This is a genomic window from Lysinibacillus sp. UBA5994 (assembly GCF_002429725.1).
Classification (GTDB): domain Bacteria; phylum Bacillota; class Bacilli; order Bacillales_A; family Planococcaceae; genus Lysinibacillus; species Lysinibacillus capsici.
Genome location: NZ_DJAU01000026.1, coordinates 221,057 through 237,167, shown reverse-complemented (window position 1 = coordinate 237,167; position 16,111 = coordinate 221,057). Strand labels below are relative to the sequence as shown.

18 protein-coding genes and 1 riboswitch are annotated in these 16,111 nt (G+C 38.7%); of the genes, 11 read left to right on the top strand and 7 right to left on the bottom strand.

Features of this window, described 5'->3' with window-relative positions:
• The 6 genes from B3D98_RS09250 to B3D98_RS09225 form a co-directional block, all read left to right on the top strand.
• A partial coding sequence (locus tag B3D98_RS09250; protein ID WP_288582577.1) for a 2-oxoglutarate dehydrogenase E1 component occupies positions 1–2,419 on the top strand: 2,419 nt, incomplete at its 5' end.
• 90 nt (positions 2,420–2,509) lie between these two features.
• Positions 2,510–3,772: a 2-oxoglutarate dehydrogenase complex dihydrolipoyllysine-residue succinyltransferase gene (odhB, locus tag B3D98_RS09245; protein WP_048392889.1), complete on the top strand. Its 1,263-nt coding sequence runs from the start codon at positions 2,510–2,512 to the stop codon at positions 3,770–3,772.
• Positions 3,773–4,112: 340 nt separating this feature from the next.
• Positions 4,113–4,299: riboswitch (Lysine riboswitch) on the top strand.
• Between the two features lie 119 nt (positions 4,300–4,418).
• On the top strand, positions 4,419–5,276 hold the full coding sequence (locus tag B3D98_RS09240; RefSeq protein ID WP_004230114.1) for a transporter substrate-binding domain-containing protein: 858 nt from the start codon (positions 4,419–4,421) through the stop codon (positions 5,274–5,276).
• A 170-nt stretch (positions 5,277–5,446) separates the two neighbouring features.
• On the top strand, positions 5,447–6,172 hold the full coding sequence (locus B3D98_RS09235; RefSeq protein ID WP_004230111.1) for an amino acid ABC transporter permease: 726 nt from the start codon (positions 5,447–5,449) through the stop codon (positions 6,170–6,172).
• 12 nt (positions 6,173–6,184) lie between these two features.
• Entirely contained in the window at positions 6,185–6,916 is a 732-nt protein-coding gene (locus B3D98_RS09230; RefSeq protein WP_004230107.1) for an amino acid ABC transporter ATP-binding protein, read from the top strand.
• A gap of 263 nt (positions 6,917–7,179) precedes the next feature.
• Complete coding sequence (locus tag B3D98_RS09225; protein ID WP_048392887.1) at positions 7,180–7,377, top strand: DUF6501 family protein; 198 nt, start codon at positions 7,180–7,182, stop codon at positions 7,375–7,377.
• A 48-nt stretch (positions 7,378–7,425) separates the two neighbouring features.
• Here B3D98_RS09225 and B3D98_RS09220 read toward each other — a convergent pair whose 3' ends face one another.
• Together B3D98_RS09220 and B3D98_RS09215 are read right to left on the bottom strand one after the other, a co-directional pair.
• Complete coding sequence (locus tag B3D98_RS09220; RefSeq protein WP_009371332.1) at positions 7,426–8,493, bottom strand: toxic anion resistance protein; 1,068 nt, start codon at positions 8,491–8,493, stop codon at positions 7,426–7,428.
• Positions 8,490–9,140 carry a 5-bromo-4-chloroindolyl phosphate hydrolysis family protein gene (locus B3D98_RS09215; RefSeq protein WP_004230101.1) on the bottom strand — a complete coding sequence of 217 codons (651 nt, stop codon included), beginning with the start codon at positions 9,138–9,140 and terminating at the stop codon, positions 8,490–8,492. Before B3D98_RS09215 ends, B3D98_RS09220 begins: the two co-directional genes overlap by 4 nt.
• Positions 9,141–9,552: 412 nt before the next feature.
• On the opposite strand from B3D98_RS09215, the gene B3D98_RS09210 reads away from it, so the two are divergent.
• The gene (locus tag B3D98_RS09210; protein ID WP_048392884.1) at positions 9,553–9,765 is read left to right on the top strand and encodes a hypothetical protein; all 213 of its coding nucleotides are present in this window, start codon (positions 9,553–9,555) and stop codon (positions 9,763–9,765) included.
• Positions 9,766–9,859: 94 nt separating this feature from the next.
• On the opposite strand, the gene B3D98_RS09205 is transcribed toward B3D98_RS09210, so the two are convergent.
• The 3 genes from B3D98_RS09205 to B3D98_RS09195 form a co-directional block, all read right to left on the bottom strand.
• The gene (locus tag B3D98_RS09205; RefSeq protein ID WP_016994024.1) at positions 9,860–10,126 is read right to left on the bottom strand and encodes a CPCC family cysteine-rich protein; all 267 of its coding nucleotides are present in this window, start codon (positions 10,124–10,126) and stop codon (positions 9,860–9,862) included.
• A 118-nt stretch (positions 10,127–10,244) separates the two neighbouring features.
• Positions 10,245–10,526 (bottom strand): acylphosphatase, encoded by a 282-nt coding sequence (locus B3D98_RS09200; protein WP_016994023.1) that lies wholly within the window; start codon positions 10,524–10,526, stop codon positions 10,245–10,247.
• A gap of 45 nt (positions 10,527–10,571) precedes the next feature.
• Positions 10,572–12,299, bottom strand: a complete 1,728-nt coding sequence (locus B3D98_RS09195) for a globin-coupled sensor protein (RefSeq protein ID WP_288582572.1) — start codon at positions 12,297–12,299, stop codon at positions 10,572–10,574.
• Positions 12,300–12,422: 123 nt separating this feature from the next.
• On the opposite strand from B3D98_RS09195, the gene B3D98_RS09190 reads away from it, so the two are divergent.
• From B3D98_RS09190 to B3D98_RS09180, 3 genes are all read left to right on the top strand, one after another.
• On the top strand, positions 12,423–12,707 hold the full coding sequence (locus B3D98_RS09190) for a DUF1033 family protein (RefSeq protein ID WP_208644731.1): 285 nt from the start codon (positions 12,423–12,425) through the stop codon (positions 12,705–12,707).
• A 222-nt stretch (positions 12,708–12,929) separates the two neighbouring features.
• Positions 12,930–13,130, top strand: coding sequence for a cold-shock protein (locus B3D98_RS09185; RefSeq protein ID WP_004230088.1), 201 nt, complete (start codon positions 12,930–12,932; stop codon positions 13,128–13,130).
• Positions 13,131–13,405: 275 nt separating this feature from the next.
• Positions 13,406–13,897 carry a YkvA family protein gene (locus B3D98_RS09180; RefSeq protein WP_066036791.1) on the top strand — a complete coding sequence of 164 codons (492 nt, stop codon included), beginning with the start codon at positions 13,406–13,408 and terminating at the stop codon, positions 13,895–13,897.
• Positions 13,898–13,958: 61 nt separating this feature from the next.
• On the opposite strand, the gene B3D98_RS09175 is transcribed toward B3D98_RS09180, so the two are convergent.
• Together B3D98_RS09175 and B3D98_RS09170 are read right to left on the bottom strand one after the other, a co-directional pair.
• On the bottom strand, positions 13,959–14,774 hold the full coding sequence (locus tag B3D98_RS09175; protein ID WP_288582555.1) for a S1C family serine protease: 816 nt from the start codon (positions 14,772–14,774) through the stop codon (positions 13,959–13,961).
• A 58-nt stretch (positions 14,775–14,832) separates the two neighbouring features.
• Entirely contained in the window at positions 14,833–15,471 is a 639-nt protein-coding gene (locus B3D98_RS09170; protein ID WP_288582553.1) for a hypothetical protein, read from the bottom strand.
• Between the two features lie 169 nt (positions 15,472–15,640).
• Here B3D98_RS09170 and B3D98_RS09165 point away from each other — a divergent pair, with 169 nt between their 5' ends.
• Positions 15,641–16,111: a DinB family protein gene (locus tag B3D98_RS09165; RefSeq protein ID WP_016993631.1), complete on the top strand. Its 471-nt coding sequence runs from the start codon at positions 15,641–15,643 to the stop codon at positions 16,109–16,111.

The following is a 16,111-nucleotide window of genomic DNA, read 5'->3' as shown; positions in this document are numbered from 1 at the left end:
GAAAAATGGTAAGGATGCAATCGACTATTTAAAAGCTATTTATACAGATAAAGTAGCATTTGAATATGGTCACGTAGTAGCTACTGAAGAACGTGATTGGATTCAAGCGCAAATCGAATCAGGCTCATTCAAACAAGCATTATCTGCGGATGAGAAGAAAGCCTTATTAGATCGTTTAACTCGCGTTGAAAATTTCGAGAAATTTATTCATAAAACTTTTGTAGGACAAAAGCGTTTCTCTGGTGAGGGCTTAGATACGCAAATCGTTCTATTTGATGAAATTATTAAAACGGCAGAAGCAAAAAATGTGGAAAACGTACGTATTGGTATGGCACACCGTGGTCGCTTAAACGTTTTAACACACATTTTAAATAAACCTTATGACATGATGTTCTCTGATTTTGCACATGTTTCCAATGATTTATTTATGCCAGAGCATGGCCGCCTTGAAATTACAAAAGGTTGGACAGGTGATGTGAAATACCACATGGGTGCTTCTTACAACCGTGAATCCGGTATGAATGTGAAATTGGCTTACAACCCATCTCACTTAGAAGTGGGCAATCCAGTAGTACTTGGTGCTACTCGTGCAACACAAGATGATACATCTAAACCAGGGCAACCTATTTTTGACCGTACAAAGGGCTTAGGCATTCTTGTACACGGTGATGCTGCATTCCCAGGTCAAGGGATTGTAACAGAAGTGTTAAACTTTGCTAAAACAGAAGGCTTTACAACAGGTGGAACAATCCATATTATCGCAAACAATATGATTGGATTCACAACAGAACATTATGATTCTCGTTCTTCTGTGTATTCTTCTGACCCTGCAAAAGGCTATGAAGTACCAGTAATCCATGTCAACGCAGATAGCCCAGAGGCAGTAGTGCAAGTTGGACGTTTTGCGGCAAACTACCGTCAAACATTTGGCAAAGACATTATTGTGGACTTAGTAGGTTACCGTCGCCATGGTCATAATGAAACAGATGACCCAACAGTGACAAACCCAGAAACATACAAATTAGTGTCTAAACATGAAACAGTGCGTGCATTATATGGTGCACAATTAGTGGCAGAAGGTCTTGTAACTGCTGATGATGTAGCTGCACTAGATACAGCTATCTATGCAGAAATGCAAGCAGCCTATGACCACGTCAAAGAAATGGCAGAAAAAGATGATCATCATCATTTAGAAATGCCAGAAGAATTAAAAGTAGAGTTCCCACAAATTGATACAGCAGTAGGTGCGGAACGTTTAGAAAAAATCAATGAAGAGCTTTTAGTGTTTGAAGAAAACTTTGAACCACAGAAAAAGCTTGGTAAAATCTTAGAAAAACGCCGTGATGCTTATGCGTCTGCAAAAGTTGACTGGGGTCATGCTGAAACTTTAGCGTATGCAACGATTATTCAAGATGGCACACCAGTACGCTTTACAGGTCAAGATGCACAACGTGGTACATTCTCTCAACGTCACTTAGTACTGCATGATAAAAACAATGGCAATGTCTTCACACCACTACACCATATTTCTGGTGCGAACGCATCCTTTACAGTACACAACTCTCCACTGACTGAAGCTGGGGTGGTAGGCTTTGAGTATGGTTACAACCTAGAAAATAGCCATGTACTAACAGTATGGGAAGCACAATTCGGTGACTTTGCGAATATGGCACAAGTGATGTTTGATAACTTTATTTCAGGGGCACGCTCAAAATGGGGTCAAAAATCTGGTCTAGTTATCCTTTTACCTCATGGTTATGAAGGTCAAGGTCCAGAGCACTCTTCAAGCCGTATGGAACGCTATTTACAAATGTCAGCTGAAAATAACTGGTTTGTAGCGAACTGTTCAAATGCAGGAAACTACTACCACTTATTACGCCGTCAAGCAGCATTATTAGGTACAGAAGGGGTACGTCCACTTGTAGTCGTATCACCAAAATCATTATTACGTCACCCATTAGCTGCGGCGAATGCTGAGCAATTAGCAAATGGTTCATTCCAAGAAGTGATTGAACAACCAGGCTTAGGGGCTAAACCAGAAGCTGTAGAGCGTATCGTTTTAGGTACAGGTAAAGTGATGATCGACTTAGCAGAGCGCGTGAAAGACGGCGAAGGCTTCGATCACCTACACATTATTCGTGTAGAACAACTTTACCCATTCCCAAAAGAGCAAGTAGCTGGTATCATTGCTAAGTATCCTAATGCAAAAGAGATTGTTTGGGTACAAGAAGAACCTAAAAACCAAGGCTCATGGAATTATGCATTAGAAACATTATATGAACTTTCAGAAGGTAAAAAACTTCGCTATGTAGGCCGTCCTGCAATGAGCTCAACTTCTGAAGGGGATGCAGATTCTCATAAAGCAGCACAAGCAGCTCTTATTGAAGAAGCGGTTGCTGAGCCAGTAAAGGTTAAATAATATATATCAATTTTTGAAACCGGGCTACTTGCCCTTAAGCAGTAGCCCTTCTATGTGCGTCATGCACGTTAATCAAAGGAGGAAATGATAGTGGCTGAAATTAAAGTCCCTGAATTAGCAGAATCGATTACAGAAGGTAGTATCGCACAGTGGGTAAAAAAAGTGGGCGATCGCGTTGAAAAAGGTGAATTCATCGTTGAACTTGAAACAGATAAAGTAAACGCTGAGATCATTTCTGAAGAAGCAGGTGTATTAACACAAATTTTAGCTGAAGAAGGCGATACTGTACTAGTTGGTCAAGTTATCGCAGTAGTAGAAGCAGGCGAAGGCGCAGCAGCAGCTCCAGCAGCGGCAGCACCAACTGAGGCAGCACCTGCACCAGCAGCGCCACAAGCAGCACCTGCACCAGTTGCAGCAGCTCCAGTAGTAGAAGAAACTTCTGGTGAGCGTGTAGTTGCATCTCCAGCAGCACGTCGTCTTGCACGTGAAAAAGGTATTGACCTTGCAGCGGTATCTCCAGTAGATCCACAAGGACGTGTACGTGTACAAGATGTAGCAGCTCATGGTACAGCACCAGCTGTAGCACCAGCAGCAGCACCTACATCCGTAGCAACTTCAGGAGGCCCAGTAGTATTCACACCAGCAGCTAATTCTGACCGTGTAACAATTGAAAAAATGAGCCGTCGTCGCCAAACAATTGCAAAACGTTTATTAGAAGTTAAACAATCAACAGCAATGTTAACAACATTCAACGAAATTGACATGACAAACATCATGGCACTTCGTAAACGTAAACAAGAAGAGTTTGTAAAAGCAAACGACATCAAACTTGGTTTCATGTCATTCTTCACTAAAGCTGTTGTTGCAGCACTGAAAAAATACCCATACGTAAACGCTCAAATCTCTGGCGATGAAATTCATTTAAATAACTTCTTTGATATCGGTATTGCTGTATCGACTGAAGAAGGTTTAGTCGTACCAGTTGTACGCGATGCAAATAGCAAAAACTTTGCAGAAATCGAAAAAGATATTGCTAACTTAGCGACAAAAGCTCGTGATAAAAAATTAGGCTTAAATGACATGGCTGGTGGATCATTCACAATCACAAATGGTGGTGTATTCGGTTCATTAATGTCAACACCAATTATGAACGGTACGCAAGCTGGTATTTTAGGTATGCACTCAATTGTAAACCGTCCAGTTGCAGTAAATGGTGAAGTTCAAATCCGTCCAATGATGTATGTAGCACTTTCATACGATCACCGTATCATCGATGGTAAAGATTCTGTAGGATTCTTAAAAACAGTTAAAGAATTAATCGAAAATCCTGAAGATTTATTATTAAATTCATAATTCCATTAAACCCTGCGAACAATGTTCAGCAGGGTTTTTTGTATGACGAAAGGTATTGACCGATTCTATGCTTGAAAGAGTACGAATGTTACATCGTTTAGAGGAGCAAAGAAAGAAAAAAACGCAACTTTTCTCATATGTAGAACATACTCTATAATAAATATTTGTTGTAATTTTCAGAAATATCAACAAAAGTTCAACGATTTAAAGTGGAAGCAGAACGCACAATATCCTAATATTGTCATTAGTCAGAAAAATGTTAAAATCGTCTTGACGAACATATTAGTTTTATAGTAGTATCTAAATATCAATTAAATAAACAAACCTCACGAATTGTTACCAGTGAGGTAGAGGCGCGGTATTTATTAGTTCATTGTTGAGTAAAAGCAAGCGAAGACGCAATGAAGAAGGAAATATCGCCGAAGTATAAAAGGAGCTCGTACTTTTATACTGGGTCTGCAGTGAATAAGTGCAGGACTGTCCTAGTAAATGGATTTCCAGATTTACTAGGTTGTGCTATCTCGGAAACATGGAAATTATAGTGAGGATTTGGGCAACTGTCATAAAAGGTAAGACCTAAGTTCAATAAACTTAGGTCTTTTTTAGTACAGTTGTCTTATTTTTTTACAGAAAAGGGGAGTTTTTCATGAAAAGAAAATGGTTGTTAGTAATGATCTCTATCATGACGGCAATTGTGCTAGCTGCATGTGGCACAAGTGACAAAAAAGAGGGCGGTTCAAGTGATGCTGGAACTGACAAAGAAGAAGGTGGCGGTGAATTCCGAATTGGAATGGAGGCTGGCTACCCACCGTTCAACTGGACACAGCAAGACGATGCAAATGGTGCAGTGAAAATTGCGGATAATGCAGAGTATGCAGGTGGCTATGATGTACAAATGGCAAAGAAAATCGCTGAAGGTCTAGGCAAAGAGTTAGTCATTGTTAAAATGGAGTGGGACGGTTTAGTTCCTGCGCTACAATCAAACAAAATTGATGCAATTATTGCAGGTATGTCACCAACAGAAGAACGTAAGAAAACAATTGATTTTACAGAAAACTATTATACTTCTGATTTTGTTATGGTTATTAAAAAAGGTAGCAAATATGAAGGCGCAAAATCGATTCAAGACTTCTCAGGTGCTAAAATTACATCACAATTAAATACATCAAACTACACAGTTATCGATCAAATTAAAGGCGTAGAAAAGCAAACAGCAATGGAGAGCTTCCCAGCAATGCGTGTGGCGTTAGAAGCAGGTAAAATTGATGGCTATGTAGCTGAACGTCCAGAGGGCATTTCCGCTTCTGCTGCCAACGATAAATTCACATATGTAGCATTTGAAGAAGGCTTTGATACAGACCTATCAAATACTTCAATTGCTGTAGGCTTACGTAAAGATGATGCAAATCGTGAAAAAATCAATGAAATCCTAAAAGGCATTTCAGAAGATGATCGTCAAGCGATTATGGAAGAAGCTATTTCTCAACAACCCGCAGCACAATAATGACATGGCACGGACTAGCAATTAGTCCGTGCATGATCATTTCATCATTATCAAAATGAGAACCTCTCTACATAATGATAATGTCCTAGCGTGACAAATCATAGAATGGTAGAAAGAGCTAGGACACAAAAGAAATAAGCGAGCAAGATGACATTGTTAGGAGGAACATCATGAGTCTTGAATGGATACTTTCAATTATTGAAAACAACTGGCAAATGTTTTTACGAGGTGCGTATTATACGTTACTGATTTCGAGTATTAGTACAATTATTGGTGCATTTATCGGATTTTTCATCGGAATTATGCATACGATTCCAGTTCGTAAAAAAGGTGTGAAATTTTATAGCTTAAAGCTCATTAATTTTATACTAACATGCTATGTTGAATTTTTCCGTGGTACACCAATGATTGTACAAGCTATGGTTGTCTACTACGGATTAGATATCGCATTCGGTATCGATATGCACTTTATTACAGCAGGTATTTTAGTCGTTTCCCTCAATACAGGGGCCTATATGGCAGAAATTGTTCGTGGCGGTATTGTATCCATTGATAATGGTCAATACGAGGCAGCATCAGCAATTGGCATGAACCACTTCCAAATTATGCTTCATGTTGTCTTACCACAAGTAGCGCGTAATGTTTTACCAGCGACAGGTAACCAATTAATCATGAATATTAAAGATACAGCCGTATTAAATGTCATTGGAGTAACGGAATTATTCTTCCAAACAAAATCAATTTCGGGTAACAACTTCCGTTATTTCGAATCATTCTTCGTTGCATGTGTTCTTTATTTCATCATGACATTTACCGCATCTCGCATCCTTCTGTATGTTGAAAAACGTCTAGATGGTCCTGATGCCTATCAAAAAGAACAAAAAGAAGCCGTATAGGGGGACGCACAAATGGCAGTCATTAAAATCGAACATTTAAGTAAATCATTTGGACGTAACCAAGTGTTAAAAGATGTGAATTTCCAAGTGGAAAAAGGGGAGGTAGTTTGTTTAATTGGCTCCTCTGGCTCTGGTAAATCCACATTGCTTCGTTGCATAAATTTATTAGAAACGCCAAGTGGCGGTCAAATTATTTATAAAGGGGAAGACATCCTAGATGAAAAGCACAATATTCAAGAATATCGCACACATTTAGGCATGGTGTTCCAGCAGTTCAATTTATTTAACAACCACAATGTCATAAGTAATTGCACGGTGGGCCAAATCAAAGTGTTAAAACGTTCGAAAAAAGAAGCAGAAGAAACGGCGCTTAAATACTTGAAAATCGTTGGCATGGATCAATATGTGAATGCCAAGCCCCGTCAACTCTCAGGCGGACAAAAGCAGCGTGTGGCCATCGCTCGTGCCTTATCAATGAATCCTGATGTAATGCTATTCGATGAGCCAACATCCGCATTAGACCCAGAAATGGTGGGTGAGGTATTAAAGGTAATGCGTCAGCTAGCAAACGAGGGCAATACGATGCTCATCGTGACACATGAGATGGAATTTGCCAAAGAAGTAGCAGATCGTGTTGTCTTTATGGATAAAGGTGTAATTGTGGAAGAAGGCCCTCCAGCACAAGTATTAGTCAATCCACAACATGAACGTACGAAGGAATTTTTAAAGCGTACATTAAAATAAGCACAAAAAAGTGAGTCCAACCTGTTGGACTCACTTATTTTCTAGAATTCCATTCTGCATAAAGTACAAAGCAGATTGCGAATGCTACAGCAATGATAAAAAACCATTGCGGTACACCACCAAAACTCATCATAACACCTCAAATTTTCATTTTTTTTGGATAGAATAGGTATAGTATTTCTTTTTTCTCCACAAAAGACCAAAAATATTATAAAATAAGCAATAGACATTAGCTTTTGCTAGTAAAGAGAGGTAGAGAGAATATGTTACATTTAAAATGGAAAGATGCGCCAACATTACGAACGGTTACTTGCAAACATACAAATGCATCGAAATACTTAGTATCAAACGTATTAACAGTAGGAAAAGAGTATGAAGTGAAAAATGAAACAGAAGAGTTCGTTTTTATCATCGACAACACAGGTAATGTCGGTGGCTACTATAAAGATTATTTTGAATAAAAACAAACAGGGTGGTTCAGAACATTTGCTGAGCCACCCATTTTTTTGTTAATCTCGCTGATAGCTGCTAGCACCCGCCACATCCTGTAGCTGTTGTTTCTCTTGTTCAGTTGCGGTATGCAGGGCAAAGACATCTTTAATTGCTGTTTGCAGCTCTTGCTGTGTTTCTTTAAACTTCGAAACTTGCTGTTCAAACGTGGGACTTGAGAAGCGATCATGAGCCCTTGATAATCGCTCCTCTAAACGTGCATAATGATGATCCATATGCATCGATAGCATCATCGCCAGTTGGTTTTTCCAGAGCGGAATCAAGGTAACGATAGAAAACTCAATTTTTTCAGCTAATGTTTGATTGGCCTGCTGAATCATACGGATTTGAGGAGCTGTTTGCAGAGCGACTTGCTGTGATACTTGTAAATCATAAATACGTTGATCGAGTCTTTCGATTTGAGCAGCAAAGTCATTTAATTGCTGGATCGCAAGTGGCTGTTTGGTAGCTTGGACACTCGTTATTTGTGCAGGTAGCTCTACCTCAATGGCTTGCTGCTTTTTCATTTGTCCTGCGGCAATCGCCGTTGCCAATTCCTCAAAAAATCCTCGATTATGGGCATAAAGCGCCTCTAAGTTTTCAACATCTTTTATCAGCTGAAGCTGTGCACGTTCTAGCTGAACGCCAATGCGTTCCACCTGTATACTAATACGTTCAAATTCTGTGAGTGTTTGCTTCACATTAGGCTCGGTTTTGCCAAAGATTTTTTTGAAAAAGGTTTGCTTTTTTGGTTCCAAAGCAGTTGGATCTACTCGATCTAACGTCTGCATTAAAGAATCCAGCATTTGACCAATTTTAGTGACATCCTTTTGCTTTACTTGAGCAAGCATGCGGTCGGCAAATTGAGACAGAGCTCGCTGTGAATCTTGCCCAAGGGACAGCAATGATTCAAAATCAGTCAAATCGATTTGACTGGCATACAGTAATGCACGACTTTGTGCAAGAGGCGATAGCGTTTCATAAGTCGCCATCGCCTCGTTTTGCGGAGTTGTTTCTAAATAGGATTGGACTAGTGGAGAAAGCCCTGGTATGGTATTTAGTTGAAATGCGTGTTCGTTTGCTGTCATTTATCATCGCCTCGCCAGTCCAATTGTTCTCTACGTCTAAGATTGGAACGATTTGCGAATTCAATCTCCATTTGCAGATGATCGATATCATTTGCAAGCGCATCCTTCAAATCAATTTGAATTGTGTCATTCAAATCAGTTAGGGTTTCACGTGTTTTGGATAAAGTTAATTGAATTTCCTTATCCTTCACTGGCTGCTTGGAAAGCATTGTATATTTATCCGTTAATTCTACAGCAGAAGGTAAGTGTGCATAGAAAAATGGTTCCACATTATAAAATTTACGTGGGTCTGTCTTGACGATTTTGACGATATTTTTGGAGATACGCGTCATTTCAAGTAGTTGTTTAAACGCTGAAACAGAACGTACACGTAAATAGTTTTGACTCAATGTTTGAATATGCTTATTAGCTGTTAATACTTGTGTTTCAATGTGTTTGAATTCTTCTTTTGTGATGCCTGCTATTTGCATGACTTTCTTTTTTTGTCTATGTTTCAGCAACGCTGTACTCGTCGCATAGGAACCCGCAAACAGTAAACCACCAAGGAAGAATCCAGGATTTGCCGCAATTGCTGCGATAGAAACAGTTGTGAGCGAAATAAGAAAGCTGGCACTATGTCTAGAGAAAAACTGTCCGACACTAAGCATTGTTTCATCCTCCTTGCTTTTCAATATGTCTATCTTCTTATACGAAATAATCGACATAAAGTTTCATTGAAAATTAATCCCTTACATAAATTTTACTGCTATTTGTGAACTTTCTCAATGATAATACATAGAATAAGTGAGTTGTTTCGATGAATAAGTCGGTTTTGTTGTCCTAAGGAGCCATTCTGACATCGGAATGAGCGATTTTTTGCATCTCGGTCACTGAATAGAGGAGCGTAATTTGATTCAAGAGCGGCTTCTGCCTCAAAGCGAGCGGTTAAGTGAGATCCATGGCTCCAACTCGAAAAGGAGCGGTTTATTCTCTAAGAAGAGCATCTTCATCCAAAATGAATGAGTCTTGTATGAAACTTTTTCCAAATGAATTCGTAACTGATACAAAGGGGGATATAGGATGACGAAAATTTTTCTGGTGTCTATTACAAAAAATATGGATGAACCAGTAAGTGAACAGAAAGTGAAAGAAAAAGTCTTTGAGAAAAAATCAAAATTAAAAGCCTATTTAAACAAAGAAGGCTATATGAAGGAATCTAAAAATCAATATGTGAAAATCACTGATGAATCAATATTAGTTGCTGCCATTCAAAAAATAAAAATCAAAAAATGATGATAGGTCATGTTCTTAAGAGCATGACTTTTTTGATTTCAATAACTAGGAGAGGAGGCATCATTCAAAGAACCCATAGCCCAGTGTCAGCTCTCTAGAAAAACGGCTTCCAATTTGAATCTTTTTCGTCTTTTTCGTTTGGTTTTCTTACAAACGCAATACATCGTTCTTCGCATGCACCAAATATATTAAAATTTTTCTGTGCTTGCCTTAAGGATAGCGTATTAGCTCCACCTCCAAAGTCATAATCATAAAATTGAACGCCGTCATCTTCCCAAAAACAAATTTCACATATCTCGTATGTACCTGGTGGTTTTCCTTTCATTGTCTTATATCCGCAACAAGGACAAGTAAATTTCATTATAATCTCCCAAATATTTTTCGATAATTTTATCATACTTCCTTTATGACAAAATGCAGTGTTAAGATTAAAAATTGTTGAACCCCTCTCTAAAACAACACTACAAAAAAGCCAGACATTAAACAATGTCTGACTCCATACGTATATAGCCTTTTAAATCATCGTATAATTCTAAAGAAAATGAATTGGAATCGGCTTGGGGACTAACGCCTTTTTGGACAAAAAGGAGAAATTCATTGAGTGCCTTTTCTGAGCCCTCCACTTCCACTTCAATTTGCTCTGCGTCATTCAATCGACAGTATCCTTTTAACCCTAATTCAATAGCTTTTTGCTTGATGAAGAATCGGTAGCCTGTGCCATAGACATCACCAAAAAATTTTATACTTGCTCGTTTGTTCAAGGGAATACCTCCTACTTAATAGAGGAGAGGGGCGAACCTCTCCTTTTATTGCATGACACGTTCTTTTTCTAAATAGGCAATTAAGTTATTAATGTGATAAAGTACATGTTTAGATGCCTCATCGACTTCTTTTAGATGAATATCAGCTTGTTCGATATGACCCGCTTTATGGGCTTCAGCCGCAAGCTTCGCTGATTCATGGACGCGTAAATGATAGCCATCTAATTCATGATAGTCCTGTAAATGACCGAAACGTTCGACTGTACGAGGCGCAGTGTACCATTTGCCAAGTCGACAGTCTCTATGAGAAGAAACATCGCTTGGATCAACGTTTTCTAGGCCAAGGAACATGTTATAAATGCGCCATTTCCATAAAATATGATCCGCCTTCGATAATTGTAGTAGGGCAATAGATGAAAGCTGTACATTATTGTTAGCAATAAGATCATTACGGAAACGGTTAATTTCTTTCCCTAATAAATGAATATCGCTGGATGTATTATGACTATAATCACGAATATCTTCCTGCAAGCTTGAAATTTCAATCATTCTTGCTGAAACTTCATCAATCGCGGCTGCTTGTTCCTGGGAAATGGCAGCCGTATTTGTCACATCTAAATTAATACCCTCAATCGCTTGAACAATGGCATTTAATAATGGTAACGAATCTTTTGCTTCAACGGTTGCTTCTTTAATAATAGCTGTCGTATCGGTAATCGAGTTAGAAACATCATTCGAATAACTCTTTAAATGATGAACATTTGCGGATACTTCACTTAGCGCAGCTACCGTGTTTTCAGCAAGCTTTCGTACTTCCTGTGCAACGACCGCAAAGCCTTTCCCATGTTCACCTGCACGCGCTGCTTCAATGGAGGCATTAAGTGCGAGTAGATTCGTTTGATCGGCGATTTGATTGATTAATGTGACAACCTGTTCAATATCATTTACCCTTTTTTGTAATTCTGAAAATGAGTCAACAATGGATGTAAAGGTCTCCTCTGTTTTAAAAATCTCCGATAGGGCATGCTCAATAGCGTTTTTACCTTTTGTAGCATGGTCAACAGATTCAGTTGTTTTCTCTGATATATGAGAAGACATGCGTGCAACCTCATTGATAGAAGCTGCAATCTGTTCTGTTGCAGCAGTAGAGGATTGAATCTCTTCATTTTGTTTATCTAGGCTAAAAACTAAATCTTTCATGTACATAATTTTGGCATTGACATCCATTAAAGAAGATACTTCTCCTACCACATTTTCAATAATGCGTTCAGTTAACACTTCCACTAATAATTCTTGATCGACATTGACAGCGGATTGGAAGGATTTCATATATTGAAATGCTTTATTTGGCTTGATACCAAAATTGTATAAAATATATGTAGTAATATAGAAGGCAAATTGGTTGAAGACAACAATTAATTTACCAGGCTCGTATTGATGCTTGCGGAATAGATTGAAAAATTTGACAGTTTCATCTACATAATGATCATCACGAGTTGCTAAGAAAAACTGTGTTAAGTATTGATTAATATTTTCTTCACTAATGGTTAATTGAGAGGTAGGGGATATCTCGCTTAAATAATGATGAAAAATGGCATTCATGGAAGGGGTAATGTCTTTGAGCTTTTGATAGAGTGCCTTTAAGTGCTCCTCATCTTGTGAAGTGAAATGATTGAATGCCAGTGTTTGGTAAAATCGGCCTGTTGCATGTAAATCTGTACCACGTTTGAGTAGTTCTTCTAGCTCTGCTTTAGGTCGAATACTTGAAAACATAAAAATACCTCCAAAAAGTATGTATAATAAGGTAATAATAGCATAATTCAGGTGGTTTTAATAGACATTTCAGTTGTGTTTGCTAAAATGAAACTATCTTATGACAGCAAGGAATGGGCAAATATGTATACAATTATTTACATGAAAGCGGACTATGAGCCTTGGTGGAAATTTGAAGGCTGGGAAGCTTATATTCAAACTGAAGATACATTTGACACGAAGGAGCTCTTTGAACGTGCATTACAGCAAAAATTAGCGCATTTTCGTTCCTCTTACGATAATGAGGCAACGAAAGAGGAGCAGTATTGGGCTTTTTGGTCTGAGGATGAGAGCTTTTACTGTGAGGCTTGCGATGATGATGCACAAGTATATCATGGAATAATTGCGTGTAAAATAGAAGAGAAGTAAAAAAATTTTGAAAAAAAGTAAAAAAGATTTTTTCTTTATTTGACAAAATTATGGATGGCAGTTATACTTAACTTAACAATTTAATTGCTTCACCGGAAACATGAATTCACATATTACAAAAAGTGATCGCGTTAGTTCGGTACTCTTTGTAATATGTGAATTTTTTTCAATCGCTGAAGAAATTACATATTGTTCACTTTTATTTTTTGGAGGTTTTCTTAAATGAAACAAGGTACAGTAAAATGGTTTAACTCAGAAAAAGGTTTTGGATTCATCGAAGTTGAAGGTGAAAACGACGTATTCGTACACTTCTCAGCTATCCAAGGCGAAGGTTTCAAAACTCTTGACGAAGGTCAAAAAGTGGAATTCGAAGTTGTAGATGGCAACCGCGGACCACAAGCTGCTAACGTAACTAAACTTTAATTCTCAGTAATTAAAATTACTTTCGTTAAACCCAAGACATCCTATGCAAATAGGATGTCTTTTTTGTATCATTTGCAAGTTTAAGGATTACAAATCCTATTTTAGGTTAAATATATAGTAGTGGCGGATAGCCATGCAAAAGTAAAGGATAGCGCTATAAAAGTAGCGGATAGCCATGTGAAACTGGAGGATAGCTGCACAAAAGTAGCGGATAACCCCATAAAATGGAGAGGTAGCCCCGCCAAAATAGCGCATCGCTGTAAAGAAGGAGGCAGATGAATGTGAATAATGAAGAAAAATTGCCTGAAGAACAGGAGCAACAGGATTTTTATCAGAAACTACGTACAAAATTAGTAGCTTTCCTTGGGTCGAAAAAGGGAAAAAGTAACAAGTTTACTCCGTATTTAATGTTTGTGCCTGATTTATTTCATTTGTTAATTAAAACAGTAACCGATGCGGGTGTAGATAAAAAGAGTCGTGCATTAATTGGGGCATCCATTGCGTATTTTGTATTACCGATGGATTTAATGCCAGAAGGACTGCTAGGCTTTGGTGGCTATTTAGATGATGTTGTACTAGCAACTTTTGTGGTAAATACCATTATTAATAAGTTGGGTCCAGATGTAGTGGAAAAGCATTGGACAGGGGATGACAAGCTTTTACATGTGCTACAAAAGGTTGCAGAAGTGAGTGATGAGGTTGTCAGTAAAATTCCTGTAAAATCGCCAATTGCTCAGTTCGTCAAGCAAGAAAGTAAAGATAAATAATAATATTATGTAAACCTAAGACACCCTATAAAAATGAACCTGCTTATTACAGGTTCATTTTTTATTGTTCTTCTAATAAATTTCGGAGTAGTTGTACAGGTACAAATAGGCCAACATTTCCAATGGGCTCATATTTCATCGTGGCAAAGATAACCCCAATGACCTCACCATGTAGATCGATTACAGGGCTACCACTATTGCCACGATAAACAGGAGCTTTTAGCATCCTAACTGGCTCCTGCCAATCTTCTAATTGAATGGCTTCTAGCAATGTTCCTTCATTAGCGATGCCGGTGAAAGCAAGTGGATTTCCAATAAAATAGACATGTTCATTAACAGTGTAAGGTGGATCTTCTGCAAGAGGTAGATAGGGAAGTTGCTCAGCTTGCACCTGTACAAAGGCTAAATCTACGGCTGGATAGCTTTCGATTAATGTTGCTTCCATCAGTCCCTCATCAGGAAAGACGACTGATAATGTTGTGGCATGTTCGACAACATGGGCGTTGGTGACAATCAGACCATCTGGTGAGATGGCAAAACCAGTGCCTTTACTGGAGCCTGTTGAAATTTCAACGACTGCCTTTTTATAGGTTTGTATATCCTCTTGTGCAGAGAGCCGCGTTGAAACCTTGATAAATTCAAGCGCGGGTATGGAGTAGATTTGAAAAATGAGGGCAAATGTATTGAAAAACAGCACTAGTGCCATACCCCACACGATCCAGCGTACAAGAGGCTTTTGTTTTTTGGGCTTTTTTCCATAAATGCGTTCTTCTCGCGCCTGTGCTAAGGCTTTTTGCTGTTCCTCGAGTACAAGTTCAATAAATTCTTCTTCCGTTAATTCACCTTGCTTTGGAGTTGTGTTATGTATATCACTCATTGATTGGCCTCCTTTGCTAAAAAACAGACGCCCAAGCAGGACGCCTGTTTTCTTTCAATTATTCTATTTTTTGCAAGGTTGATGTCACAACAAATGGCTCATCTTGCTCTGTTTCCATCGTATCCTCTTTGCGAATTAGACCAATGTCCTTTGCAAAATATTTGGTTGTGGTCATTTGATCTTCAGAGCGACTTAGCTGGATGACATCTTGATAGACCGTTGTACCAGTATCAACAGTAGCGGTCGTTGATTCAATGGTCCAACCTTGAAAGCTTGTCCCGACTTGTAAAGGCTTTTGAAGTACGGTTTCCAGGACAGGATAAGAAGCTGCCTCAGCTGCACTTGGCATGCTTGGATTACTGTCAACAGGTTCTCGATAGACAAGATCAATACTTGTATCCGTTATGCGGTAGATTTTTAATAGTGTCACACCACCATTATCCTCTATTTGTAAGATATGCTGTGTATCGAGGTAGGTAGTTTTTAGTGTGAAGCTAGCAAATTCATTTCCTTCCCCTTGAAAAGAAGCAACAGATCCATCAGGTGGAAAATAGGAGAGAAGTGACGTTTGATCTTGTTCCACTGCTTGCTTGTCTTCCACAGATGGTGTTGGAGCTGGCACAGGCTCTTCCTGAACTTCTTCACGACAGCCAGCCAGTAAAAATACTACAGAAAGTACTAGAACAGGGTATCTCATGGGCACACTCCTTCGCTATTTTCTTTCATTATACGTGAACGAGGCGTGTTATACGAATAATACGAGATTGTATAAATAATATTATTATGTAAACTATTTAATGAAAACTTGTAACAGCATGGAAAATTATCTATGATAGAAATGAAGTGAAAAAATGGGGGGCAAAGACATGTATAGACATGTAGATGATTTCTTACAAGAATGGTCAAATGCATCAAACGGGACACTACAGGTATTACAGGCTTTAACAGATGACAAGCTTCAGCAAAGTATTGTAGAGGGTCATAGTACACTTGGTTGGTTAGGCTGGCATTTAGTTGGAGCAGCAGGTTATTTTAGCTATCTAGCAGGCTTAAAAGTACCAATGATTCGCCAAGAAGATCCTGTGCCAACGACTGCGGCTGAGATCGTGACAGCCTATGAAAGCGTAGCAAATGGTATTAAAGAGGAAGTGGCTAAACTTTCGAATGAAGAGTTACTAGAGGTAGTAACAGGCTTTAAAGCGCCGATGCCAAAAGGGGCTTTATTACGTGTATTAATTGACCATCAAACACATCATCGTGGACAAATGACGGTCCTACTACGTCAAGCAGGTTTACCAGTACCTGGCGTGATGGGACCAACAAAGGAAATGCAATAA